24 protein-coding genes are annotated in these 25,061 nt (G+C 53.3%); 9 read left to right on the forward strand and 15 right to left on the reverse strand.

Annotated features, from left to right (window positions below; genetic code table 11):
* The first annotated feature begins 32 nt into the window (after window positions 1–32).
* Entirely contained in the window at window positions 33–1,355 is a 1,323-nt protein-coding gene (locus tag I2G61_RS02285) for an oligosaccharide flippase family protein (protein WP_072683592.1), read from the forward strand.
* Here I2G61_RS02285 and I2G61_RS02290 read toward each other — a convergent pair.
* The gene (locus I2G61_RS02290) at window positions 1,257–1,943 is read right to left on the reverse strand and encodes a DUF421 domain-containing protein (protein ID WP_072683593.1); all 687 of its coding nucleotides are present in this window, start codon (window positions 1,941–1,943) and stop codon (window positions 1,257–1,259) included. The genes I2G61_RS02285 and I2G61_RS02290 overlap by 99 nt on opposite strands.
* Before the next feature lie 63 nt (window positions 1,944–2,006).
* On the opposite strand from I2G61_RS02290, the gene I2G61_RS02295 reads away from it, so the two are divergent.
* On the forward strand, window positions 2,007–2,357 hold the full coding sequence (locus tag I2G61_RS02295) for a hypothetical protein (RefSeq protein ID WP_072683594.1): 351 nt from the start codon (window positions 2,007–2,009) through the stop codon (window positions 2,355–2,357).
* Window positions 2,358–2,766: 409 nt separating this feature from the next.
* Here the strand turns inward: I2G61_RS02295 and I2G61_RS02300 are convergent, their stop codons facing one another.
* The 5 genes from I2G61_RS02300 to I2G61_RS02320 all read right to left on the reverse strand — a co-directional run bounded on the left by I2G61_RS02300 (window position 2,767) and on the right by I2G61_RS02320 (window position 8,733).
* Window positions 2,767–4,038 (reverse strand): serine dehydratase subunit alpha family protein, encoded by a 1,272-nt coding sequence (locus tag I2G61_RS02300; protein WP_072683595.1) that lies wholly within the window; start codon window positions 4,036–4,038, stop codon window positions 2,767–2,769.
* A gap of 361 nt (window positions 4,039–4,399) precedes the next feature.
* Entirely contained in the window at window positions 4,400–4,876 is a 477-nt protein-coding gene (locus tag I2G61_RS02305; RefSeq protein ID WP_072683596.1) for a hypothetical protein, read from the reverse strand.
* 117 nt (window positions 4,877–4,993) lie between these two features.
* Complete coding sequence (locus I2G61_RS02310; RefSeq protein ID WP_072683597.1) at window positions 4,994–5,974, reverse strand: serine hydrolase; 981 nt, start codon at window positions 5,972–5,974, stop codon at window positions 4,994–4,996.
* A gap of 20 nt (window positions 5,975–5,994) precedes the next feature.
* Window positions 5,995–6,807 carry a MerR family transcriptional regulator gene (locus I2G61_RS02315; protein WP_072683598.1) on the reverse strand — a complete coding sequence of 271 codons (813 nt, stop codon included), beginning with the start codon at window positions 6,805–6,807 and terminating at the stop codon, window positions 5,995–5,997.
* A gap of 201 nt (window positions 6,808–7,008) precedes the next feature.
* Window positions 7,009–8,733, reverse strand: coding sequence for an FAD-dependent oxidoreductase (locus I2G61_RS02320; RefSeq protein WP_072683599.1), 1,725 nt, complete (start codon window positions 8,731–8,733; stop codon window positions 7,009–7,011).
* Window positions 8,734–8,910: 177 nt separating this feature from the next.
* Here I2G61_RS02320 and I2G61_RS02325 point away from each other — a divergent pair, with 177 nt between their 5' ends.
* Entirely contained in the window at window positions 8,911–9,816 is a 906-nt protein-coding gene (locus I2G61_RS02325; protein WP_072683600.1) for a LysR family transcriptional regulator, read from the forward strand.
* Between the two features lie 57 nt (window positions 9,817–9,873).
* On the opposite strand, the gene I2G61_RS02330 is transcribed toward I2G61_RS02325, so the two are convergent.
* From I2G61_RS02330 to I2G61_RS02340, 3 genes are all read right to left on the reverse strand, one after another.
* Entirely contained in the window at window positions 9,874–10,614 is a 741-nt protein-coding gene (locus I2G61_RS02330) for an AAA family ATPase (protein ID WP_072683601.1), read from the reverse strand.
* 96 nt (window positions 10,615–10,710) lie between these two features.
* Complete coding sequence (locus I2G61_RS02335; RefSeq protein ID WP_072683602.1) at window positions 10,711–12,189, reverse strand: glycoside hydrolase family 1 protein; 1,479 nt, start codon at window positions 12,187–12,189, stop codon at window positions 10,711–10,713.
* A gap of 117 nt (window positions 12,190–12,306) precedes the next feature.
* A complete protein-coding gene (locus tag I2G61_RS02340; protein ID WP_072683603.1) occupies window positions 12,307–12,519 on the reverse strand; it encodes an HTH domain-containing protein in 213 nt (70 codons plus the stop codon).
* Window positions 12,520–12,742: 223 nt separating this feature from the next.
* On the opposite strand from I2G61_RS02340, the gene I2G61_RS02345 reads away from it, so the two are divergent.
* A complete protein-coding gene (locus I2G61_RS02345; RefSeq protein ID WP_072683604.1) occupies window positions 12,743–13,732 on the forward strand; it encodes a hypothetical protein in 990 nt (329 codons plus the stop codon).
* Window positions 13,729–14,373 carry an HAD family hydrolase gene (locus I2G61_RS02350; protein WP_072683605.1) on the forward strand — a complete coding sequence of 215 codons (645 nt, stop codon included), beginning with the start codon at window positions 13,729–13,731 and terminating at the stop codon, window positions 14,371–14,373. Before I2G61_RS02345 ends, I2G61_RS02350 begins: the two co-directional genes overlap by 4 nt.
* Window positions 14,374–14,548: 175 nt before the next feature.
* Here I2G61_RS02350 and I2G61_RS02355 read toward each other — a convergent pair whose 3' ends face one another.
* From I2G61_RS02355 to I2G61_RS02375, 5 genes are all read right to left on the reverse strand, one after another.
* Entirely contained in the window at window positions 14,549–15,361 is an 813-nt protein-coding gene (locus I2G61_RS02355) for a family 1 encapsulin nanocompartment shell protein (RefSeq protein ID WP_229100643.1), read from the reverse strand.
* A gap of 12 nt (window positions 15,362–15,373) precedes the next feature.
* Complete coding sequence (locus I2G61_RS02360) at window positions 15,374–15,727, reverse strand: demethoxyubiquinone hydroxylase family protein (RefSeq protein WP_072683607.1); 354 nt, start codon at window positions 15,725–15,727, stop codon at window positions 15,374–15,376.
* 281 nt (window positions 15,728–16,008) lie between these two features.
* Window positions 16,009–17,013: an aspartate-semialdehyde dehydrogenase gene (locus tag I2G61_RS02365; protein WP_195547859.1), complete on the reverse strand. Its 1,005-nt coding sequence runs from the start codon at window positions 17,011–17,013 to the stop codon at window positions 16,009–16,011.
* Window positions 17,010–18,347: an aspartate kinase gene (locus tag I2G61_RS02370; protein ID WP_072683609.1), complete on the reverse strand. Its 1,338-nt coding sequence runs from the start codon at window positions 18,345–18,347 to the stop codon at window positions 17,010–17,012. The genes I2G61_RS02365 and I2G61_RS02370 overlap by 4 nt, the downstream gene beginning before the upstream one ends.
* Window positions 18,344–19,513 carry a homoserine dehydrogenase gene (locus I2G61_RS02375; RefSeq protein ID WP_072683610.1) on the reverse strand — a complete coding sequence of 390 codons (1,170 nt, stop codon included), beginning with the start codon at window positions 19,511–19,513 and terminating at the stop codon, window positions 18,344–18,346. The genes I2G61_RS02370 and I2G61_RS02375 overlap by 4 nt, the downstream gene beginning before the upstream one ends.
* 97 nt (window positions 19,514–19,610) lie before the next feature.
* Between I2G61_RS02375 and thrC the strand changes: the two genes are divergently transcribed.
* From thrC to I2G61_RS02395, 4 genes are all read left to right on the forward strand, one after another.
* On the forward strand, window positions 19,611–21,107 hold the full coding sequence (gene thrC / locus I2G61_RS02380) for a threonine synthase (protein WP_072683611.1): 1,497 nt from the start codon (window positions 19,611–19,613) through the stop codon (window positions 21,105–21,107).
* Window positions 21,100–21,993, forward strand: coding sequence for a homoserine kinase (gene thrB / locus I2G61_RS02385; protein ID WP_072683612.1), 894 nt, complete (start codon window positions 21,100–21,102; stop codon window positions 21,991–21,993). Before thrC ends, thrB begins: the two co-directional genes overlap by 8 nt.
* The gene (locus tag I2G61_RS02390) at window positions 21,986–22,423 is read left to right on the forward strand and encodes an ACT domain-containing protein (RefSeq protein ID WP_006060701.1); all 438 of its coding nucleotides are present in this window, start codon (window positions 21,986–21,988) and stop codon (window positions 22,421–22,423) included. The genes thrB and I2G61_RS02390 overlap by 8 nt, the downstream gene beginning before the upstream one ends.
* A gap of 124 nt (window positions 22,424–22,547) precedes the next feature.
* Window positions 22,548–23,135, forward strand: a complete 588-nt coding sequence (locus I2G61_RS02395) for a shikimate kinase (RefSeq protein WP_072683613.1) — start codon at window positions 22,548–22,550, stop codon at window positions 23,133–23,135.
* A 101-nt stretch (window positions 23,136–23,236) separates the two neighbouring features.
* Here I2G61_RS02395 and I2G61_RS02400 read toward each other — a convergent pair whose 3' ends face one another.
* Window positions 23,237–24,898: a diphosphate--fructose-6-phosphate 1-phosphotransferase gene (locus I2G61_RS02400; protein WP_072683614.1), complete on the reverse strand. Its 1,662-nt coding sequence runs from the start codon at window positions 24,896–24,898 to the stop codon at window positions 23,237–23,239.
* Window positions 24,899–25,061 lie beyond the last annotated feature (163 nt).

Consider the following 25,061-nt stretch of genomic DNA (forward strand, 5'->3'; position numbering starts at 1 on the left):
ATCATACTTTATAAAAAGTGGAGGAAAAAGTAATGAAAAAAGAAATCATTCGATCAACTGTCCATCTCCTTACCCTTTCATTGATCGCAAAAATCCTTTCCTTTTTTGTTCGGATCGCCTGCGCGCGCGTTCTCAGCGCCGAGGCGATGAATTATTACAGTCTGACGATGCCGACGACGGTGTTCCTCATCACGCTCGGCCAGATGGGGCTGCCCAGCGCCGTCAGCAAGATCATCGCTTCGCGTCAGGACTACACGCCGGTATTAAAAGCGTCCGTTCTGCTTTCGGTGATCAACAACCTGCTTCTGACAGTCTTTTTCATCCTCGTGATCCCGTTGCTGGCGGCCGTCGTCTTGAAGCAGCAGGTTCTGATTCCGGTACTGCGCGCGGTCGTACCGATCATTCCGCTGGTCAGTATCTCAGGGCTGCTGAAAGGTTATTTCATGGGCCGGCAGGAAATTATCCCGCCCACGGCCTGCCAGATCAGCGAGGAAATCACACGGATTCTCTTTCTGATCGGCTGCTTCACACTGGCGCCGACGACCGATCCGGTTAAAATGGCGTCGATCGCGGTGTTTTCGATGTCAGTTGGAGAAATGGGCAGCATCGTCCATCTGCTGATCGCGCTCAAACGTAAAAAAAGGGTGCTGCATCACGTCAGCACCTTAACCGATTCCCTGCATTGGCAGACCGTCAACGAATTGCTCAGCCTGTCGCTGCCGATGACCGGCAGCCGTTTAATCGGTTCCCTGACGAGTTTTCTGGAACCGATGTGCCTCGTGCTGTTCGCGGGCGTCCTGCTTCAGCAGCAGCTGATCACAACCTATGGCCAGCTTAACGGCTACGTCATGCCGTTATTGACGCTGCCCAGCTTTGCGACAATCGCTCTAAGCAACTGGCTGCTGCCCTCGTTTACCTACCAGGCCAGCCGTCACCGCATGGATCATGCCCGCAAACAATTCTTTCAGATCGGCTTGTGCTGTCTGGGCATCGGCTGCGCCAGCGGACTGACGTTGTTCTGCTTCGCCGAGCCGATCTGTCAGCTGCTCTATCACCAGACGCAGATGGTCGGCTTGCTGCGCTCGCTGGCGCTGCCGTTTATTCTGTATTCGATCCAGCCCTGCTTAAGCAGCGTGCTGCACGCGCTCGGCCAGAGTCAGAAGGCGATGATCGACACGACCTGCGGCTGTCTGACGCGCTTAGCCTGCATCAGCTTTCTGACGATTCCCTTAGGCACGCAGGCTGTCGGAATCGCGTTAGTCAGCGGGATGCTGGTGACGACCGTGCTGCATCTCGGCCGGGTTCTGCGCTGTCTTTTTCAGGACGAAAAAGCCATTTTTCTGCCACAGGCATAAGAACACGTCCGCCGGATCTGAGATGCCTTCGGTTTCAAGCTGTTCGCGCAGCCATGCCTCATCCTTGCCGATGGCCTGAAGCACCTGCTGCTGCACGATGCCGTCGGAGATCAGCGGGTCTTTCCACTTCAGCTTGCTGGCATCTTTTTTTAACACCGTCAGCGTGCCGCTGTTTTCCAGAATCGCAAACTGAACCTCCTCCGGCGTTGAAATGTCCTTATCACGCAGCTGATACATTAAATCGTCGATCGTATAGCGCTGCTTCTTCATCTCCATCTGGTCGATCATACCGTTATAGATGATCAAACTCGGCTTACCTTCAAAAAAGTCGCGCCATTTCTTCTTTTTCAGGCAGGCCCAGGCGATGAGGATCTGCAGCACCGTCAGCGTCAGGATCGCAATCAGTGCTTTCCAGATACTCTGGTCCGGTTCGGATATGGACAGGGCGTAAACCTCCGACATGACGAAATAAATGACGATATCCAGCACGCTCAGTTCGCCGACCTCGCGCTTGCCCATCACCCGCAGCGAGATGATGATGATCAGATAGAAAAAAATACATTTTGAAATGAGTTCAACATATTCCACTTTGACTTCCTCCTGTTGACATAATTCAGCATTTCCAGCGTAAGATGGGAGTGAGGTGACATCATGAAACACTTGCTTGACCCCTATCTCAGACTGGCCGCCGTCTTTCTCGGCGGTTCCCTCTTAGTTTCGTTCTTATTCAGCGTTTTATACTATTTTAACTGGATGGGAACGCCGATTTATCAAATTGGCTGTCTTTTATGCGGCGTGCTGCTGTACGCAGTGTGCGGAATTCTATTTGCTCAGAAAGCCAAGCGCAAGGTGCTGCTGCAGGCGTTGGTGCTGTTAATCGTGCTGGTGGTGCTGGGCGTGCTGTTAATGGAAGAGAAAAGCTGGGCTGCTCTGGGCGCGTTGGCGGCGAAGGGAATCTGTTTTCTGGCCGGCTGCGTCGTGATGATCAGCAAACATAATTAAACTCTTTTCCCTTTGGACGGCGATGAAAATGCCCATCGCCTTTTTTATTGTTTGATCGCGGTCATCCTAAAAAACAGGGCGTGCGGCTCCGGGATTCCAGACTTGGATGATCCTACCTTAAAAAAGAAAAAATTGTGAACTGATCTTTCTCCTCTTCTATTTCAAGCTTTTCACCTGCCGGCGGATTTTCAGACAACTTTACCTTGTTGAAGCACAGAAACGCCTATGACTTTTCGCGATCAATCGTTTTAATTAGAATGGATTAAGGTTATCGCATAAAAAAAGGAAACATCAGGTTCGCTGATCTTTCCTTTATCGTTCTGCTTTCTCTTTTTATCTGGAATTTCCAGCTTTATTCTTTCCACCGAAAGGCCGGTAATTCAACCCGCGCTGCACTGAACTGGGAACGCTAGTCGTTGATCATCATATTTAAAATGACCTGATCGGTGATCCGCATTCCATCCCGGCTCAGCTTGCCGACGGCGTCGATCGTCTGTTCGATATCATGCTTGATGATGCCGGTATCTTCCTCAAACGCGATGTTGTTGAGCGCCATCTGATGCGCGATCACGCCGCAGCTTAAAGCGGAAGCGATCTTGCTGGCGCAGGAAGGCTTTGCCCCGTCGCAGATCATGCCGGAAATTGTCCCGGCTAAATTCGTGATTGTCATCTCGATCTGACGCAGATTGCCGCCGGCCAGCCAGGTGATCGCGCTGAACGCGCCGCACGCCGCGCTGACGGCGCCGCAATAGGCCGACAGCCGGCCAATCCCGGTCTTTAAATGCACGGTGATCAGATTGCTTAAGGCCAGCGCCTGGAACATTTTTTCCTCGCTGATGCCTTTTTCCCGGGCGTACACGACGACCGGGACCGAGCAGGTCATGCCCTGATTGCCGCTGCCGGAATTGACGACGACCGGCAGGTTGCAGCCGCTCATCCGCGCGTCGGAACCGCTGGCGGCGTACGCGATGACCTTCGTAAACAAATCGTTGGGATTGTTTTTCATCATAATCCGGCCGACCTGCGAACCGAATGGATTCTTTAAGCCTTCCTCGGCGATCGCCATGTTGCATTCCACCTGCTTTTCAAGCAGCGGCCGGATTTCGCTGAGATCTTCATTTTCGACATAAGCGACGATCGATTCCACGGTCAGCCGGCTGCGGTCAATCGCGCTGACCGGCTGACTGGAACAATCATCCTTATCCAGCAGAACTTCTCCGTTCTTTATAATTTTCGTAATGTTGGTATGCTCGCGCTTGATCTGCAGCTGAACCTGATTTTCAGCCTGTTCCAGAACCGCCCAGATCTGCAGGTTTTCCTCGCCTTCAATCAGTTCCACCTTGCATAAATCGCTCTTTAACAGCTCCTTGACCCGCGCGACGTCCTGCGCCGTGCTGCCGGCGATGACCTGCAGCCCTTTTGACGCGTCGCCGCAGACGACGCCCATCAGCGCCGCGGTCTTAATTCCTTTTAAATTCACGGTGTTGGGAACGACGACGCCTTTCACGTTCTTCACAATGTTGCCGGAACAGCGCACCGTCATTTTCTCCGGGAACGCTCCCAGCACTTCTTTGGCCTTCGCGCAGGCATAAGCGATCGCGATCGGCTCAGTGCAGCCCAGCGCCGGAATCAGTTCTTCTTTTAATATCGGATAGACAAGCTCTTTAATCCCTTCTGGCATGGATATTCCTCCTCGTTTCTTTTCTGCTTCCTGGGTCGTATTCCCCGCAGCTTTTTTACGGTATCAAAACCGGATTGATCTGGTTTTTTACTCTGCTTTCATTATACCGTGTTCCCAACGGAAATTCATCCAGAAATTCGACCGGAACTCCGATTTATTTCCCATGTTTTTCTGCAAGCTGAAAACACTGACTTAACTCCACTTTTCCGCAAAAAAACCGGACAGGTCATCCGGTTAGGTTCTTACCCGAAATTGGACAAAGAAAAAAGTCACGCAGGATAAAGCTTCATTTAACGCTTACTCCTGCCAGCTTCTTTGTATGGACATTCTATGTCTGCTCGAAACCGAGTAAGAGCCTCAGTTACAGAGATTCGTTTCGGTTTTCCTCTGCGGATTGGGTTTGAATTGCCTGCAGCGTCTTTTGAATATCCTTCGCGATCAACCGCTGCATCGTTTCCGGCACATCCTGGATCTGCGCGCCGGTTAAAGCAGCGAGGATCGAAGGCTTGAGCGAGGGATGCGCGGCGCTCAGAGAAGGCAGGGCCTGAATGCACTGACGGCGTGTGATCGGTTTGGGATCCTGAATCAACGCCAGGCAGAAAGGCAGTGCGGCAGCGCAGGTCTTCTCCTCTACCCAGCGGGCATTGGCCCCGATCAAAAGCAGGCCGCGGGTGCGGACATAAGACTGAGGATCCTGAAGCAGCGCCACGAACCTGTCAAAATAGTATGAAACCTCCGCGCGGGTCTCACTGATCGCCAACAGGTGCTTTAACGCCTGATACGCGGTCTTCTGATCTTTATTTTTCAATTCTTCAATCTGAGCTTCAATCGGATTCATCTGCGATCACCTCGTTCTCATTAGACCATTCTGACCTCGTCCCGTCAACTCTTTTTCGCTGATGGATTCAAGCGTTCTTGCCTCCGGTCTTTGTGTGATCAGATAAGTCCGTTTTGATTATTCGCAGAATAACGGTTCAATCTGACCGCGGATAAAGTCGATCCGGTCTTTGACCCGCGGCACAAACGTGGACGCGATCGCGACGACCAGGTTTTTCTGCGGATTGACGTAGATCGCATTGCCGCCGTCGCCCAGCGCCGCAAACGAAGGCTCCGCTTCCTCCACGATCCACCACAGATAGCCGTAGTTCAAATTTCGTTTTTCCCAGCAGCTCTGCGTGCGGGTGCTTTCCTTCAGCCAGGCTTGGGGGATGATCTGTTTTCCGTCCACTTGACCACCATGGATGCAGCACTCGCCGATCGCCGCCATTTCCCGCGCCGAAAGCGTCAGACCCCATCCGGCAGTATTGATCTTGTTCGGTCCGCAGACCCAGCAGCTGTTTGTCGCCGCCTTGTAGAAGTCCATCTGTTCTTCTTTCGTTTCAAAGAAAAGACTTTTCTCTATGGCAATGCCCAGCGGATCAAACAAGTGTTCCCGGGCATAGTCGAGCACCGTTTTTCCGGTTGCGCGTGTCAGGATTCCGGTCAGTATATCCGGACCGATGATCGGCGCATAGCGAAATTCACCTAATTGTCCCCGCCCGCCGATCTGATTTAACGCGAAGCTGACCCAGTCGTCGCTTGTAAAATATTTCGTATAGGGATTAAAGCGAAAACGATACGGAACCGTCATCGTCAGGCAGTGCTTCAGCGTGACCTCACGCAGCAGCTCATGTCCTTTGCGGACTGGAAATTCGGGAAAGAAATCGAGAATTTTCTGATCCACTCCGGTAATTTCCCCGCGTTCCAGAGCGATTCCGATCAACAGGGAAACGATGCTTTTGGTCACGGAGAAGACGTGAAATTGATGTTCAGCGGTAAAGTCGTTGTAATACGCTTCCAGTTCGCGCCGGCCATTATGGCAGACGACCAGTCCGGCGAGATTCGGATAGTCTGTTTTGATGATTTTGTCGAGAGCGGACAGTTTTTTCGGATCCATATTCTTCCTCTTTTCCTTGTTTATTTTCTAACCGGATAATAGACTTCGGCGTAAAACGCCTGCGGATCATCCCGCGGATCAGAACGATAGACCTCAAACAACGCATCCGCATTGTGATATCCTTCCGCCTCAGCCCATTGAATCTGGCGGGCGTAGACCGCCGGGAAATCCGCGTCCGGACCGCTGACTACAGTTTTTAAACAGAGACCTGGCTGGAAAAGCCGGGTTTCCTCCGTGGTTTCCCGTACAGGAATCGCAAATTCCGTGTCCAATCCTTCCTCGCTGAATTCATCGTCATGAAATAAGGTCATCGGCGATCCGTCCATCGTCAGCAGTTGTTTTTGAAGTTTATCCAGCAAGATGCCGAAGCTTTGTTGATAGGCCAGCGGGAAATCGCCTTCCCGTACTTTTAAACGCCGCGAAAGCAGCGTCATCGCCGGCATTTCCGTCAACTCCACCACAATCTCATCCCCGGCGTTGACCAGCGGACAGCCTTGCCGGAGATTTTCAATGTCCCCGTCCAGCTGCTGCAGCCGTTGATTCAGGAGCGTTTTCTGACGCAGAAGTTCCTGCTTTTTTTCCTGCAGCGCCGCGCTCAGACTGCTTCGCTCGCCATTGAACGTGACGACGAGCAGCTTGATTTCTTCCAGCGTAAAGTTGTAGGCCTTAAGCCGGTTGATCAGCCGCATTGTCCCAAGCTGATCTGCGGTATAGAACCGATACCCGGTCGCAGGATTGACAAGCCAAGGCTGAAGTAGACCCATCGTTTCGTAATAGCGCAGTGTTTTCGTTGAAACCCGGCAGATCCTTGAAAATTCGCCGATCGTCAGCATCTTTTTTCCTCCTTTTTCCTGTGTCTGGCTTCAGGATACACCTTGTCCTTAGGGCAAAGTCAAGCGATCAATTCTGGAAATTTTAAACAAAGGAAAAGCGGCGCTGAAACAACGCCGCAAAACAGACAAAACTTTTCTTTTATTTCCTCATCCGGATCAGAATTCAGTCCGGACAAATTTCTGAGATCCGGCTCCTTTCGGTTAAGCTTCCTCGGCCAGATATTTTCCAGTCAGATAGCCGAACGTCAGGCAGGTGGAACCTAAATTATGTCCCGGGAAGTGGGTGGAATAGCAGTTGCAGTACATATCGCCGACCATCGAACCGACGCAGTACAGCCCTTCTATCGTTTCATTATTTTCATTGAGCACCTGCATCTTGTTATTGCAGCGGATGCCGCCGACGGTGGACAGGAACCACGGCGTACACTTAATCCCATAGAACGGGCCGGTCTTGATCGGAAGCAAAAGTTCCTTGCGCTTGTAGAAGTCTTCGTCCACTCCCTTTTCGCAGAAACCGTTATAGCGCTCGATCGTCGCAATCGCCGTTTCCTTCGGCAGTCCCAGCTTTTCAACCAGCTCCTCGATCGTGTCGGCTTTGACCATCTTGACGTCGATCGAACCGGAGCCGTTCATTTCAATGGTGCCGGAGCTGGCAACGATCTCATCCCAATATTGAATGACTTCCTGTTCGTTCTCAAATACCTTCGGTCCGTCGACATAGCGGTGATTCTGCCACTGCGGTTCGGAGGCATAAGCGGTATCCCAGATCGCATAGGCGTGATGGCCTTTTTCATGCATCAGCGACAGACCGCCGTGAGAAATAACATTGTCTTCGTTGATGTAGCGCACGCCGTCGCTGTTGACCATCAATCCCTGGAACGCCCGGACCTGACGGGTGATGCTGCGCCATTGGAAGCAGAAAATCATCGGTGCCGGCGTTTCGCTCTTATCCAACGCCGCCCCGGCCCAATAGCTCATCTTGTGGCCCGAACCTTCCCAGATTCCCCCGCGGCCCGCCTGCAGCGCCCATGGAATGTACTTCTGCAGCATTTCCTCGTCCGCGCCGAAATCGCCGGTCGCCATGACGACGCCTTTGCGGGCAATGTATTTCACATATTCGTTATTGGCGTTGGTACAGATCACCCCGATCACGCGGTCACCGTCCTTCACCAGCTGCTTTGCGGCGTTTTCATAGCGCATATCGACGCCGGCCTTGGCGCAGTATGCCGCCATGTTGTCGCAGACGTCCTGCTGCGGATTATCGTCCGGGCCTTTGCCATTCGGGCCGCCTAAGAATTCATGCGTGCCCGGGAATTCGCCGTTGACGTCTTCCGGATCCGAATACCAATGTTCCATAACCGGCGTCAGATCATTGCCGCCGACCTGGCTGGCCGTCGTCATGTGATCGATCAGCCAGTCCATCGCTTCGCCGCTGCGCTGGGCGTGAAGCATCCACTTGCTGCCGTCGATACGATAGGAATGATAGCCCATCATCCGTTTGTAAATCTTACTGATTTCTTCCTCGCTCAATTCGTAGCCCTTTTCCTTAGTCAGCTTGGAGTTGATGGCGAAAATCGATCCGCCGCGGCCGATGACCTGACGCATCCGTTCGATCAGGACAACCTCTGCCCCCGCTTCCCGGCCGGACAGGGCACAGCACAGACCGCTGAAGCCGCCGCCCACGACAACGATATCACTCTCGACAGTTTCTTTGATCTGATCCTCTGGAATCGGCTCCGGAGCCGATTCCCAGGCGAACTGACCGGAAGCGGCCGTCGGTTCAGGACATGGCGTTGACGTCGGCGTTTCCTGGCTTTCACAGCCTGTTAAAAGCCCGGCCGCCGCCAGCCCGACAGCACCGGCTGCCGCACCTTTCAGGAAATCCCGGCGCGAGATGCCGCTGGTTATCTTGTGGTTTTGATTCATTTCTTGTTTCCTCCTCTTGTGATTCCATTATCACAAGACTTTGGGAATTCGCCAATCATCTGTTATTTGATCTTTTCGCAACCAAAAGTTTCCAGTGTGTTTATGTTTTCACAATATATGTTATAATGATCACAACATCAAAGAGGAAAGAAACTAAAAAAATCGGGGGATTTTGTCATGGATTTTCGGACTTTAAGTTATTTCGTCGAAGTATGCCAGCAAGCTTCTTTCGCCAAGGCCGCCAAAGCCGCTTACATCTCGCCGCAGGGGCTGCACAAAGCGATCCGGCAGCTGGAACAGGAACTGAACGCGCCGTTGTTTGTCAAAACCGACGAGGGACGGCTGTTGACGCCACAGGGTGAGTGTTACTACGAATTTGCCGTCAGGACGTTGGAAGATTATAACGATACGCTGGAAAAAATCGAGGATCTGGCAAGACCGAAGTCCAGCCGTCTGCGGATCGGCTTCTCCTATGGCACAATCGGCTCGCTGGGCATCAACACGCTTGTTGAATTCCGCCAGCAATATCCGCGGATTGAAATTCAGCATGAGGATTTGCCGGACTTGCGCTGCGAACAGAAATTACTCGACAAGCAGCTGGATCTGGCCATCACGGTCGCGCCGTTTGACCAGACCCGTTTTCATACTCAGCCGTTGTTCAGCGAACCTTTCCATTTCTGGATTAATCGGCAGAATCCGTTGTCAAAAAAAGCGCGGATCACGTTTGACGACCTGCGCGGCCAGCGGATTATGATGGTTGGCAAAGAATTCAAGTCGTATGCCTTTGTGATCCACGGCTGCCGCAAGCTGGGGTTTCGCCCCAACGTTGTGCTGACGACTTCGGAAATGGAACTTCTGCGGCAGTTTGTCTGCGATAACCATGGCATTGCGCTGACCGTCGAGCATGAAACCCGGCTGCCAGCCTCCGAAGTGTTCACCAGCGTACCGTTTGACGATCATACCTGGAGCTACGGTGTTTCCTGGTTAAAAAACCACACGCTCACCGAAGATGAAAAAACGCTGATCCACTATTTTCAGACCCGCGTCCCCGCGCCGGATCGTCCGGATGAAGCCCGGCTCTGATCCGGCTTTATTCCTTCACGGACTTCCGTCCGTTTTTTTATGCTTTTCTGATGCAAACTAATCGAGAATCTGACGGATCATCTGCGGATTATTCAGGAATCGGCGGTACAGGTTGACCGTCTGCGACTCGTCATAGCTCACCGGCACCAGCACGTCGTCCTGGATTTCCAGAATTTCCGCCTGCGGACAGGCGAGCAGGATCGGCGAATGAGTCGCGATCACAAGCTGGGAATCCTCCTGGACCAGATCGTTCATGATCGCCAGCATCGCAAACTGCCCGGTCGGCGACAGCGCGGATTCCGGTTCGTCAAACAGATAAAAGCCATGTCCGGAAAGCCGGCTGCGCAGCAGTGTCAGATAGCTCTCCCCATGCGACATCTTGTGCAGCGACACCCCGCCGTAGCCCGTTAACATGCGGCTGTCCTCGGCCGCGATATTTTCAATTTCCGAAGCAACGTTATAAAAGCTTTCAGCCCGGAAAAAGAAGCCGTCGCGGCAGCGGCGCACGCCTTTAACCAGCGTCAGCGCCTGATACAGGGACGAATGGGTTTCCCGGGTCGAAAACTGAAAGTTGCGTGTTCCCCCTTCCGGATTAAAGCCCATCCCAACGGCGATCGCTTCGATCAGCGTCGATTTTCCGGTGCCATTATCCCCGGTGATAAACGTCAGCGGTTTATGAAACGTCAGCGGCTGAAAATGTTGAAACAGCGGGATCGCAAACGGATATCCCGCAGAACGTCCGGCGTCGCCTTCGTTGATGCGGACCTGGCGCAGATACAGTTCATAAGCTTCCAGCATGACGGCCTCACCTCTTGAATTTATTGTACCAGAGTAAGACTAAAAGAAAAGGACAACCTGAAAGAATTCAGATCGTCCCACTTCGTAAGCGTTCGTTTAATTATCGCTCAGATCTTCGCCGTGCGTCGCGATGACCTTGCGGAACCATTCATAGCTGTCCTTGCGCGTCCGTTTCAGCGTCCCGCTGCCGTCGTTCTGCCGGTCGACATGCACAAATCCATAGCGCTTGCGCATCTCGCCGGTGCCCGCCGACACGATATCAATCGGTCCCCAATACAGATACCCCATCACATCGCAGCCGTCCGCGATCGCTTCGCGCAGCTGGATCAGATGCTCGCGGATATATTCGACGCGGAAATCATCGTGAATCGCTCCGGTTTCATCCGGCTGTTCGTCCAAACCGATCCCGTTCTCCACGATAAACAGCGGCTTGTGATAATGATCGGTCAAAAAGTTGCAGACATAGCGCAGCCCTTGCGGATCGACAGGCCAGCGCCAGGGCGTCGGGGAAGTCTGTTTAAGATAGGGATTGTCCAGTCCTGCCGAACCGCCGGTATCCGTCCGGATTTCCGCTCCGGCATGATAAACCGTGCTGCGGTAATAGCTGAAAGCGATGTAGTCGACCGGAAAGCTGCGGATCAGCTTTAGCTCATCCTGGGTCATATCCGGCCGCGATCCGTTTTCACGCCAGCTCCGCCGGACATAACCCGGATATTCCCCGCGCACCATAACATCCAGGAATAACATCTGTTTGTGCTGATGTTCCATCACGCCCAGAATATCCTGCGGATCGCAGGTATAAGGATACGTCGCCAGACTGGAGAGCGAAAGCATACAGCCGATCTGGGCCTGTGGGTCGATCTGATGACCCAGCTGCACGGTTTTCGCGTTGGCGACAAACAGATGATGCGCTGCCTGATAGAGCTGCCGCTCGGTCAGATCCTGATTGACATGTTCCGGATGCGTTGGGTGAATGTCCAGTACGCCGCCGGCCACAAACGGAATTCTGAACAGGTTGTTCACCTCGTTAAACGTCATCCAGTAGTTCACGACGTTGTGATAACGACGGAAAACGACATCGACATACTTCATCCAGAAATCGATCATCTTCGGGTTCAGCCAGCCTCCGTATTCCGTCAACAGATGCAGCGGCATTTCATAATGGCTCAGCGTGATCACCGGCTCCATGCCGCGCCGGCGCATCTGCGCGAACAGCTCGTCGTAATACCGCAGACCGGCTTCGTTGGGCTCGGTTTCGTCGCCGTTGGGGAAAATCCGCGCCCAGGAAATACTCGTGCGGAATGCCTGGAACCCCATCCCTTCCATGAATGCGAGATCCTCGTTGAAGCGATGATAAAAATCGATCGCCTCATGACTGAGATATACCTTGTCGGCTTTCAGCACCGGTTCCCATTTCTGCCGCTTTGGATTCCATTTTAAGTCCGGTTCGTTCAGAATTCCAACAACCACGTCGGTGACATTAAGCTGCTTGCCATCCTCCAGATACGCGCCTTCGATCTGATTGGCCGCGACAGCGCCGCCCCATAAAAAATGTTCCGGAAATGCTTGTCCCATGGTATTCCTCCAATACTTTCTTTGATTTTATCTTTATTGTACTGAATTTCATCTTGTTGTACAGCCAAAAATTCATTTTTTCTGTGTCTCAAGTCCACAGCCGCAGCGCCAATCCGATCATCGGCGGGCAGGCTGAACAGCGACGCGATATCCGAACTTCGGCTTGCTGAGAAGCGCCATCCCGTAATCCGGCAGCTCTTCAGCCAGCAATTTCAGCTCGGTGCGCACCGTCCGGTCGGACAGATCCAGCTGTTGAGCGATAAAGGAAGCCGTCGTGTATGTTTCTTCTTCCAGATATTTTAAAATGGCTTTCTGCCGCTGGTTCAGCATACGATCACCCCTTCTTTTTAAGAGTATCATGAAATTAATTCATTTTCCAAGAAAACCGCTGATTTTGTACCGCAGTTCTCTTCTACAAAAAATCAAGGAGATTGAGGAACAAAAAAACAGTGAACGTCAGCTTGACAAAAAGAAATCTGCGGCTTAATATTAAATTAGTTTTAAAAAGTGTTTAAATGTTGTTCACCCTTAAAGGATAAAGGAGGCTTTCGCCATGGCCGATGCCGGAATGCTTAAACAGATTAATCTTCAAAAAATCCGGGACGCATTTTTAATGGGCGGACCTTTCAGCAAGACCGAGCTGGCGGAAAAAACCGGACTGAGCTTTCCGACGGTCGGCAAGATCGTCGATGAAATGGTCGCCGCCCGGCAGCTGCAGATCGCAGGCACCGGAAGTTCCTCAGGCGGCCGCTGCAGCCGGATCTATCAATACAATGCGGATTACCGCAACGCGATCGCGATGATTCTGGAAGGTCAGAATCTCGACTGGTTTATCCTCGACAGCCTGGGTATGACGAAAAGCCAGGGCCGGATCGAAATTGACTCCGATCTGTTTGATACCCTCGTGGGTCTGCTTCTGCAGGCCCGCCGTCAGGAACCTTCGCTGTGCTGCTTCTGTCTGGGCATCGCCGCCAATACCAACGGTGAAACTGTCCAGCAAAGTTTTGAATATCCCCAGCTCAAAGGAATGAATCTGTTAAAAGAACTGGAATGCGCCAGCGGTCTGAACGGCACATTGGGCAACGACATGTGGATTTCCTCGGAAGGCTGCTGGCAGCGCTGCCGGATGAACGATCATACGACCCTGATCAGCTTCTATCTGGGCAGCTGCGGGTTTGGCTCCAGCTTTGTCGTCGGCGGCAAAACGGTCAAGGGCGCTCATCAGGTTGCCGGAGAAATCGAACTGCTGCCCTGGGTCCGTGAAGCCGGACTGAATGCGAACCAGTGGCCGGATACGTTGCCGGAATCCATTCTGCGCTGTATCCTGACCTACGCCATCATCACCGATCCGGATTTCATCCAGCTGTATACCCATCCGTTCTTCGTCGATCACTTCGATGAAATTCAAACTCAGCTCAACGCCTGCTTTGCCCCAGTTCAGCCGCCGGTATTGCTTTTGTCGGATGATTTCCGTGCCGATTATGAAATCGGGCTGAGCCGCCGGGCAATGCAGTTAATGAATCAGCCGGAGGTTTGCGCATGAAAACTTATACGCATCTGGTCTTCGATATCGATGGGACGCTGCTGAATACCGAGCAGGCGGTGCTGCACTCCCTGCAATGGGCGCTGGGCCGTCAAGGAATCGCGCTGAGAACCGAGGATCTGCGGTTTGCCCTGGGCATTCCCGGAAAAGACGCACTGAGACGGTTTCAGTTGGATCATCCGGAACAGGTGCTGCGGGAATGGGACGCAAAATATACAGAATTTCTCCAGGAGGTTACGATCTTCGACGGAATTATCGAGCTGCTTGGGACCTTGCGCGATCATGGCATAGCTCTGGGCGTCGTCACTTCCAAGACACAAATCGAACTGGCGCAGGATTTCAGCGCCCTGGGCTTAGATCAATATTTCGAACTCATCGTCACGGCCGACGACACCGTTGGACATAAGCCGGACCCCGAGCCGATGCTGAATTATTTGAAACGCAGCGGCGCAAAAGCCGAAACCACGATTTATATCGGCGATGCCGACTACGATCTGCAATGTGCGCTGCGCGCCGGATGCGATTGTGCGCTGGCTGGATGGGGGCGGAACGACCGGCCGGCCACAACCCCGACCTGGTTTCTGCCGCAAGTCAGCGATGTGCTGAAACTGGCAGGTCTGAATGCATCTTCCTCTCACTAAATCTATTTATTCCGAAACAGAAGGCGGATCTGACTGAATCCATAAGCAGTCCTCCCGGTTCGTCTGTCTGTTTGACAAAAAGCCCCGGGTGCTTACCCCAGGGCTTTTTTCTTATGATTTCTAAAACAGGATCCACTGAAGCGCGATCGCTTGCCCGATCCCTTTCAAAGACCGATCAGTCAAACACAACGATTGCTTCCGGCCGTTTAATCCGCAGCGCCAGTGTTTCCAGAATCCGGAAGGCATGATTGAAATCCTTCGTTTCCAGATAACCCGTGCTCAGATCCAGACCCAACGCCAGATCGACATTCTCCGGCTCCGCCGCGATCAGCAGCGCATGATTCTGTTTCAATACCGGTGATTTGAAGACGGATCCGCCGATCAGCCGTGCGATCCGGTCGACTTCCAGCATGCCGGTACCCGGCTGAATCCGCTGTAAATCCAACATTCGATCCGGACTCAGCAACAGCGTAATACCGCTGACATAACCGCGGCTTTCCAGCTCGTTCAAGCCTTGGGCAATATCCGCAAACGCATTCTCACTCTGGCTCCAGTCGCCATGAGGCAGATGCACAGTTCCTTCGGTGTTGACCAGTCCGGTTACTTCCGCCGCCGGATTCCCGAAGAAAATCAGCTCGTCTTCCCGCCGGGCCAGTCTGCGCGCCGCATCCAGAATCCGTGAACGATCCAGCGGCATCCCGCTTTCCACGCTTTCCAAATCACGCCACAATAAAGTAAAATCCTCAAACAACTGAATTAACGGCTGAAAACGGCGGCCGCGGATCTGGCCGATGCCCGCTTCCAGTTCTTCCTCCATCGCGGCGCTGTCAACGATCACGCTCTGCGCACCCGCCCCCAGCGGACCGGCCAGCGATAAGAACCGGCGGCCAATCAACAACTTCCGGGCAGTTTCAATTACGGTTTCATCAATCTGCTTCCACAACGCCGCATTGATCGGCGCGGATTCTCTGCCTAACACATCCATCATCAATTCTCCTTCCTACTCCTTGAGCGATCCGACCGTCAATCCGGTCTTCACCTCAGTGTTTTTGACAATTCCCAGATCCTCCAGCATTTCCCTGACCTCGGATTCACCGGCTAAGAAATGATCGGTTTCTGATGGATCCAGATAACGCATCAGGGTGATCAGTTCGCCCATGTGCGCCTTTTCCTCATCGCGGATATCCTCCAGCACCTTTTTTGCGGCAGGATCGTCCGTCGCTAAAATATGGGATTCGTACAGATAAATTGCTTCCAACTCGCCCGCGATGTCGAGGCGGATCGCCTGCATCAGTTCGGCGTTGGTCATCTTTCGGTTGACATTTCCTTGAAATGGATTCGCAAAGTTTGGCATGTTCATCCCTCCTTGGCTTTATTAAACCACAAATCCGTTCGTTTTACAATAGCGATAATCATTATCATTTTAACTTTGTTTTATTTTCTGCAGCAATCATAAAATAATTTTCATCAATTTAAACATTGCTTTGCTTTCCATCCGCGCCGATAAAAAAAGCCAGATTCCTGCAAATCGCTGCTGCACTGAAGGCACAAGCGGCATCGGGTTTCTCCGGCTTTCTTGAATATGAAATTTCAGGCTTTGGCCTTGATCCGGTTTTGATGGATTCTCCTCGATGGTCAGGCTGCCTGATCCCGCCACCAGACGCGGACTATTTCAACGGCGTTGGTCGCCGCGCCCTTGCGCAGCTGATCACCGCAGCACCACAGCGCGATGCCCTGTTCACTGGCAAGATCCCGCCGCAGCCGGCCGACCTCAACCATGTCCTGATCCGTACAGGCCAGCGGCGTCGGGTACGGCTGTTCGTTGAGGACGACGCCCTCCGCTTCCGTGATCGCCTGACGGACTTCATCCAGACTGACTTCCCGCTCGGTTTGCAGCGTGATCGACTCGGAATGACAGCGCAGCACCGGCACGCGGACGCACGTGCAGCTGACCCGCAGCGCCGGATCGTGAAGGATTTTGCGGCCTTCGTTCTGCAGCTTCATTTCCTCCGAGCTGTAGCCCTGTTCATCAAAGCCGCCGATCTGCGGAATAAGGTTGTACGCGATCTGAACCGGGAAGGTTTCCGCTGTTACTGACTTTCCCGCCTCCAGCTGGGTGATCTGGCGTTTTAATTCCGCTAAACCTGCAGCCCCGGCGCCGGAGACTGCCTGATAGGTCGAAACGATCATCCGTGTAATCCGCGAAAGCCGGTAAATCGGTGCAACCGCCATCAGCGCGATGATCGTTGCGCAGTTGGGATTGGCGATGATCCCCTGATGCGTGCGGATATCCTGCGGATTGATCTGCGGGATGACTAACGGCACATCTGAATCCAAGCGGAACGCGCTGCTGTTGTCGACAAACACCGCGCCCGCTTTGACGATCACCGGCGCCCAGCGCTTGGCCAGCTCGTTTTCTACGGCTCCCAGAACAACGTCGACGTCCGCGAAGCTGTCCTCATTGACTGCTTCGATGGTCAGCGGCTGACCTTTAAACATCAAGGTCTGGCCGGCGCTGCGCGGACTGGCCAGCAGCTTTACCGGTCCGATCGGCCAGTCGGTTTGTTCTTCCAGAACCTGAAGCATCGTGCGTCCCACCGCACCGGTAGCGCCCAAAATGGCAATTCGACAGCTTTTCATGCCTGCATCCTCCCTGCTTTCGGCGAAAACGCCGCGTATAAGACCTGAATTGCCCGGCTGAAGTCTTCATTCTCCACCCCGACGATGATGTTGATTTCATCCGAGCCCTGGGCGATCATCCGGATGTTGATCTGATGCGCGCCCAGCGTCTGAAACAGCTGGCCGGAGATGCCGCATTGCAGCGCCATGTTGCGGCCCACGACGGCGATCAGGCTGAGATTGTTGACAACCTTGATATCGTCGCATTCGCACACCTGTTTTAACTGCGCCGCGATTTCATACAGACTGTCGGCAATGGCGGCCGTGGAAACGACGATTGAGAAATTATCAATGCCCGATGGGACATGTTCAACGCTGATCTTATATTTTTCCAGAACCTCCAGCGCCCGCTTCAACAGACCGACCTCGTTGGACGCGTTGTGGCGGTACATCGTGATGACCGTGAAATCCTTCTTCCCGGCGATCCCGGTGACAAACCGCGACCGGTCTTCCAGTGCCGGATCGACATGATCGACGATCTGGGTGCCGGGATTGTCCGGTTGGTTTGTATTGCGGATGACGATTGGAATGTTCGCGTCCTTGACCGGATAGATCGCGTCCTCATGCAGGACGTTTGCGCCCATATAGGAAAGCTCGCGCAGTTCGCTGTAGGTAATCCTCTCGATCTGAACGGGATGGTCGATGATCCGCGGGTCAGCCATCAGAATCCCGCTGACGTCAGTCCAGTTTTCATACAGCCGGGCGGACAGCGCCGAGGCCATTAAACTGCCGGTAATATCCGATCCGCCGCGGGCCATGACCTTAATCCGGCCGTTGGGCAGCGCGCCGTAGAAGCCGGGAATGACGAACCGGGGCGTCTGCTGAGCCTGCGCCCGGATCAGCTGGCGGGTGACGTTGTGATCGATCTTGCCGTCATAGCCAAACCGGATCACCTCAGCCGCATCGACAAACGGCCAGTCCAGATACGCTGCCATCAGCTTCGACGTCAGCCATTCTCCCCGCGATACCAGCTCGTCCTGGCTGATTCCCTGACGCATTTTTTCTTTCAGCTGGGCTAAGGGTTCCTCCAGATCCAGACTTAACCCCAGCGCATCCCGGATTTCGCAGAACCGCTGGCGGATCAAATCGAACAGCGGCTCGCAGGAAACGGAATATTGCAGATGCGCGTGGCATAAATAAAGCAGATCCGTGATTTTATTATCGGTTTTTGTGCGTCTTCCCGCCGCACTGCAGACGACGATCTGACGCTCGGGATCGGACTTCACGATCGCTTTGACTTTTTGAAACTGACTGGCGTCGGCTAACGAGGAGCCGCCGAATTTTGCGACGATCATGCTTCTTCCTCCTGGATCCGCGCGGCAAACAGCTGCGGATCAAGTGTCCGGGCGTGAGTGATTAAAGCTTGAAGTTGCCGGCTGTCCTCCATCTGCGTCCAGAGCTGAACACGCCCTTCGCTGCGCCGGATTTCTGCGGTTACTCCGCTAAAAAGCGGGGCGGTCTGGTCGTTGGTTCCCACATAATAGCGAGCATCCCCGGCGGCTTCGCTGATTTTCATTTCACGCAGCCGCAGCGGCGCAACCGGACACCCCTTTACTATTTCCAAAATGTCGGTGAGCACGGCGTGTGCCGTCGGCGGTCCGCCCGCCCCCTGACCGATCAAGGTCAGCTCGCCCAGGCTGGCTGTGCGCAGCACGCCGGCGTTGAGATTATCGCGGATCTGCGCCAGCGGTGCGGATGAGGGCAGCAATACCGGCTCGACGCGAGCCTGAATTCCCACTTCCGTTTTCTTTAAGACCGACAACAGCCGGCAGCGTTTCTTTTTCGCTTCAAACGCCTGAATATCCTGATTCGTTAACCCCTGCAATCCCTGTACCTTAAACTGATCGCGCAGAAGCCGCCCGCTGAAAGCACAGCCGGCACTGATCATCAGCTTACGCGCCAGATCTTCCCCTTCCAAATCCGCACTGGGATCCGCTTCCGCATAACCTAAACGCTGGGCTTGAACGATGCCTTCGCTTAACGACAACCCATCGCGCTCCATGTGATCGAGGATGTAATTCGTCGTTCCATTAAAGATCCCTTCGACCGCCAGAATCGGATCGGTAGCTTTTAACGCACTGATCGTCCGCAGCCAGGGAATCCCCCCGGCGACGCTGGCGTCATAACGGAACTGGACCTGTTGCTTCTTTGCCAGTTCCAGCAATTCCCCATAATGCGCCGAAACCATCGCCTTGTTGGAGGTCACGACCGATTTGCCCGCTTCCATTGCCCGCCGGCAATAATTCCACGCCGCCTCGGCCCCGGAAATCATTTCAACGACAATCTCGATTTGCGGATCCGCTAAAATCGCCGCGTAATCATAAGTCATGGCCGGATGGGTCAGCGGATGCGGCTTCCGGATCAAAATGGCCGCGGCCTGCAGCGTTGGATCATGACGCTTCTCAATCTGTTCCATCAGGCTGCGGGCAACGGTACCCCAGCCAAGCATTGCGATTTTCAAATGAATTCCCCCTTGCGTGTATCCAAAATAAATACACTTGTTTTTCATTGAAAGACATTGTATCATAGAACTGTTAAAAAATTCAAGAGGTGGACACATGAAAAAACAGTTATGCAGTACGCGAGGTTCGCATATTGAAGGGGATTTCTGGACGGCGGTCAGAAACGGCGTGGCTGACGACGGCGGCTTAATCATCCCGACCGACTGGGAAAACCGGCAGATCGACGTGGAGACCCTGCCGCTCAGTTATCTGGCCATCGCCCAGGCTGTGCTGGCCTGCTTTACCGACGGATTGGACGCCCCCGCGCTTCAGGCTCTGCTTCATCAGGCTTACAAGGGACGCTTCGACGCGGAGGACATCGTGAAGCTTTCTCCGCTGGGTTCCGACTTTTTACTGGAGTTGTATCACGGACCGACGGCAGCGTTTAAGGATATCGCGCTGTCGCTGCTGCCGTTATTTCTGGCGGAAGCTTCCCGGCGGCAGAGTCAGCCGCAGAAAACGCTGATCCTGACGGCAACCTCCGGCGATACCGGCAAAGCGACGCTGGAAGGTTTCAAAAATCGGCCGAATTGCGAGCTGCTTGTCTTTTATCCTGATCATCTTGTCAGCGAAATCCAGCAGCGTCAGATGGTCAGCAGCGAAGGTCGCAACGTCGGCGTGTGCGCGATCCGCGGCAATTTTGACGACGCCCAGAGCGCAGTCAAGCGCTGCTTCGCCGATCCGCAGCTGCGCACCGCGCTCAACGCTTGCCAGCTTGAGCTTTCCAGCGCCAATTCGATCAATATCGGCCGGCTGGTTCCACAGATCGTCTATTATTTCTGGGCCTACCGCCAGCTGCGTCAGCAAGGCGTGCTCACGGCTGGGCAGACGTTGGATTTCAGTGTGCCGACCGGAAATTTCGGCGATATTCTGGCTGGCTATTACGCCAGGCAGATGGGTTTGCCCGTGGGCAAGCTGATCGTTGCAAGCAACGCCAACAACGTCCTGACCGAATTTTTCACTACCGGCCGCTACAACCGCCGGCGGACATTAAAGAAAACGACGTCGCCGTCGATGGATATCCTGATTTCCAGCAATCTGGAACGCCTGTTGGCGCATGAAACAGGACTGGATGGCCAACAGGTCGCGGCCTATATGGAGCAGCTGCAGAAACAGGGAGTATATCAGATTGACTCCGCGTTACTCCGCCGCCTGCAGAAACAATTTGCCTGCGGCGACTGTACCGACGAGCAGGCTGCCGCAACCATCCGGCAGGTCTATGCCCAAAGCGGTCAGGTCCTCGATCCGCACACCGCAGTCGGCGTGCACGTCCTGCGCCGGCTGCGAAGTGAAGGATTTGAAAAAAATCCATGCGTTGTCCTGGCGACCGCTTCGTGCTTCAAGTTCAGCAAGGACGTCTATGAAGCCTTGTTCGGTGCGGCTGAAATGGACGAGTGGATGGCGATGGAACAGTTGAGCAAACGCACCGGAATTCCAATTCCCGCTCCGTTGCAAGGCTTGCGGGACAAACCAGTTCGGCATACCGATCAGATCGAAAAGGATGCGATTCTCGATTACGTCCGGCAGAAAGTGCAGGCGATGAATCATGATTAAAGTGACCGTACCGGCGACGACCGCCAATTTAGGCCCCGGCTTTGATACGCTGGGACTGGCGCTGGACTTACAAGCCAGCTTCACTTTCACCCCCGCCGCGCAGTTTGCGATTACCGGTTGTCCCCGGCGTTATTGCAACGAGAATAATTTAGTCTGGAAAGCCTACTGCCGTTTGTTTCAAAAGCTGAACGAGAAACCAATCCCCGTCCGGATCACGATTGATTCGCCGATCCCGGTCAGCCGCGGTCTGGGATCGTCTTCCGCCTGCATCCTCGCGGGCCTGTGCGGGGCGAACGCGCTGTTGAACGAGCCGGTCTCCACGCTGGATCTTCTGCGGCTGGCCTGTGAACTGGAAGGTCATCCGGATAATGTCACCCCGGCGTTGTTAGGCGGATTGAAGGCCGCGCTGATCGATCAGGACTGTCTGTTGACCGCCGACTTCAGCGTCAGCGAACGTCTGCGGTTGGCCGCGCTGGTCCCGGACTTCGAACTGGAAACCCGCCGTGCCCGCCAGGCTCTGCCTCAGAGGATTCCTCATGCCCAGGCCGCGGGCGCTCTGGGCAAGCTGGCTTTTCTATTAAAAGGATTGGAAACGGCGGACAGCGCGTTGCTGGAAGCGGCGATGAACGAACCATTGCACGAGCCTTACCGCATCCCGCTGATTCCGGAATATGCGGCTGTAAAACAGTTATGCGTCGATCAGGGAGCCGCCGCGGTAATGATCAGCGGTTCCGGGCCGACGCTGCTGGCCTTATTTCTCGATGATCTTCCGGAAGCTGCCCTTTCGTTAAAGCTCAAAACACTGGATCATCATTGGCAGCTGCTGCCCTGCCGCGTCCAACAGGAAGGCGTCCGTATTGAATGCAAGGAGGAACCCTATGAGTGAACAATATCTGATCGTCAACACGAAAATCCTGCCGGATTTTTACGCGAAAGTTGTGGAAGCCCGCGATCTTGTCGAACAGCACAAAGTAAAAGGGGTCAGCGAAGCTGTTCAGCGCGTCGGCATCAGCCGCAGCACCTATTATAAATATAAAGATTCGATCTTTTCTTTCTCGGAAAACGCGCGCGGCCGCAAAGCTGTGTTAAGCATGATCCTGACACATCAGCAGGGCGTGTTAAGCGAGGTGCTCAACGAACTGGCGGCCCAGCACACCAGCGTGCTGACGATCAACCAGTCAATTCCGATTCATGATCACGCCTCGGTCAGCCTCTCGCTGGATATCTCAGATCTGGATTGTTCCATCGACGAAGTGCTGCGCAGCCTGAAAGAGAAAAAGGGCGTGACCAACGTCCGCCTGATCGACCTGGAATAAAAAAACTTCCTTCCGCCAGAGCGAAACATGTTGATTATCCTTGATTCTGGAAGCTTCCGATTGCGGAACCTGCATTTCCGGGATAGAATAAAAGTCCGGACAGTATATCAGGGGAGGGTAAGCGATGACGCGAGGTATTCTTTTATTTGGTTCTTCCGGTTCAGGAAAAACCACGCTGGGCAGGATGACGGCCAGTGAACTGGGTTATCCCTATTTTGACATCGACGATTATCTATGGCGCAAAGACACGCCAGTTCCGTTCACGCTCATGTTTTCGCGAACAGAAAAAGCCGAACGGCTGATGCATGACATTACTCCATTCGATCATTTCGTCATGGCTGGATCAATGGACAGCTTCAATGCGCCGTTTGTACCGTTGTTTGATCTGGCCGTGCATGTCGACGCTCCGGCCGAGCTTCGCCGGCAGCGTCTGCACCAGAGGGAACTGGAAGCCTTCGGCGCGCGGATTCTGCCGGGCGGGGATATGTTTGAAGCGCACCAGCGTTTCCTGGCGGATTCTGACCGCTACGAAACCGACGGTTCTCCCTGCCGCAAACGGCATCTGGAATGGGCGGCCAGTCTGCCCTGCCGCGTGCTTTATTTAAACGGCGCCAATCCTTTGTCAGAAAATCTGAAGCTGGTCCTGAGCACGTACAACGAGCTGATTCACGCTTCTGATATCGCAGAGATTCCAGTTGAACACATTCGATAAAATGAAAAAAAGAAATTGCCCCTTGGAAAATTCAATCCATTCGGCAATTTCTTTTTTTGTTACTTTAAAACAGATTCGGAAGGAAACAGAATGTTTTTGTTTTACTCAGCGTGTTCCAGCGCCAGCGTCTTCGTCGTGATATCGCAGACTTCAGCTGGTCCGTAATACTGGATCGCGCCCGGATAAACGAAGCTGGTTTCCACAGCCCATTCCTCACGATGAGCCTCAAAGAATTTAAACGGCTTGCCATCCAGCTCGACAAGTGCTTTCTTGATGACCGGCTTGTCTTCGCCATGTCTTCTTTCGATGTTCATCATCTTCGTGATCGGCATACCGCCCGCTGTCCATTCGCTGGCCGGCTTGGACAGGTTGGAGATCTTTGACAGATACCCGTTATAGCCATACTGGATCAGCATGAACGCATTATATCCCAGCGAGTAGCAGTAGTCGGAATCAAAGTTAGACGGGAACGCGCATCGTCCTTCATAGCCTAAGAAATGATGCAGCGGGCTGAATTTTCCCTTATACGTTCCGGCTTTCTTTCTTTCATCCAGTTTATCCTTGACTAACGCCGAGAATAATTTTTCCGATTCGATCAGAGAAACCTGGACGTTGCCGTGCGGATCGCGTTCCAGGAACAGCTGCTGCTGGATGTTTTCCGGCAGGATCGCAAAGACGCCCATGGATTCTTTCGTCAGTCCTTGTTCAATGAACGCATACTTTTCGCTCCACGTCGCCAGCGCGTTGAACGCGTCAGCCTTGCTTCCGGCGAGAAGTTCGTTGATTTCCTGAATTAACGCAGAGAATTCCGGTACGAATTCAACGACGCCTTCCGGAATGATCGCAACGCCGAAGTTCATGCCCTTTGCCGCACGCTTTTCAACGGAATCCGCAATGTAATCCGCAATCTGCGACAGCGACATTTTCTTTTCCGATACTTCTTCGGAGATCAGACAGATATTCGGCTGCGTTTCCAGCGCGCATTCCAGAGCGACATGGGAAGCGGAACGGCCCATGACTTTGATGAAATGCCAGTATTTCTTCGCGGAATTCGCGTCTCTTTCGATGTTGCCAATGATTTCGCTGTAAGTCTTGGTCGCCGTATCAAACCCGAACGAGCATTCGATGTCTTCGTTCTTCAGGTCGCCGTCGATCGTCTTCGGGCAGCCGATGACCTGAACGCCGGTGTCATGCGCCGCAAAGTATTCAGCCAAAACCGCCGCATTGGTATTGGAGTCATCGCCGCCGATGATGACAATCGCCGTAATTCCATGCTTCTTGCAGACATCCGCAACGATCGCGAATTGTTCGCTAGTTTCCAGCTTCGTTCTGCCGGAACCGATGATATCGAATCCGCCCGTGTTGCGGTACTGGTTGATGTAGGCATCGTCAAAAATCAAATAATCGTCTTCAATCAAACCGATCGGACCATTCTTGAAACCATAGAGAACATTTTCTTTATTCGCAGCTTTTAAAGCATCATATAAGCCGCAGATGACATTGTGTCCGCCCGGAGCCTGACCGCCGGAAAGAATCACGCCGACGACCTGTTTCTTCGTTTCCGCCGTGTTCTCACCCTGAACAAATGTAATTTCTTTTTTGCCGTATGTGTTTGGAAATAAGCGTTTGATTACTTCCTGATCGGCTGCGCTTTGAGTTTCTTCGCCTTCCTGAACCCCGATATTGGCAATGCCATGTCTCAGCATACCTGGAAGTTTCGGTGAATACTCATATCTAGCAGATTGTAGTGATGAAATTTTCATAGTTAATCTCCTTCTCATCTTAGATACATCGTAATTTTAAGATATTTAACCTGAAAAGTAAACCGGTATTCGCGTGTTCAGCGTGACAAAAGACACAAAAAAGGAACATCCGGAAGATTTGATCGCCGGGGTCCAATTTCCCGGCGATATTTCTCAATCTGGT

Source organism: Holdemania sp. 1001095H_141210_F2, from assembly GCF_015558105.1.
Classification (GTDB): domain Bacteria; phylum Bacillota_I; class Bacilli_A; order Erysipelotrichales; family Erysipelotrichaceae; genus Holdemania.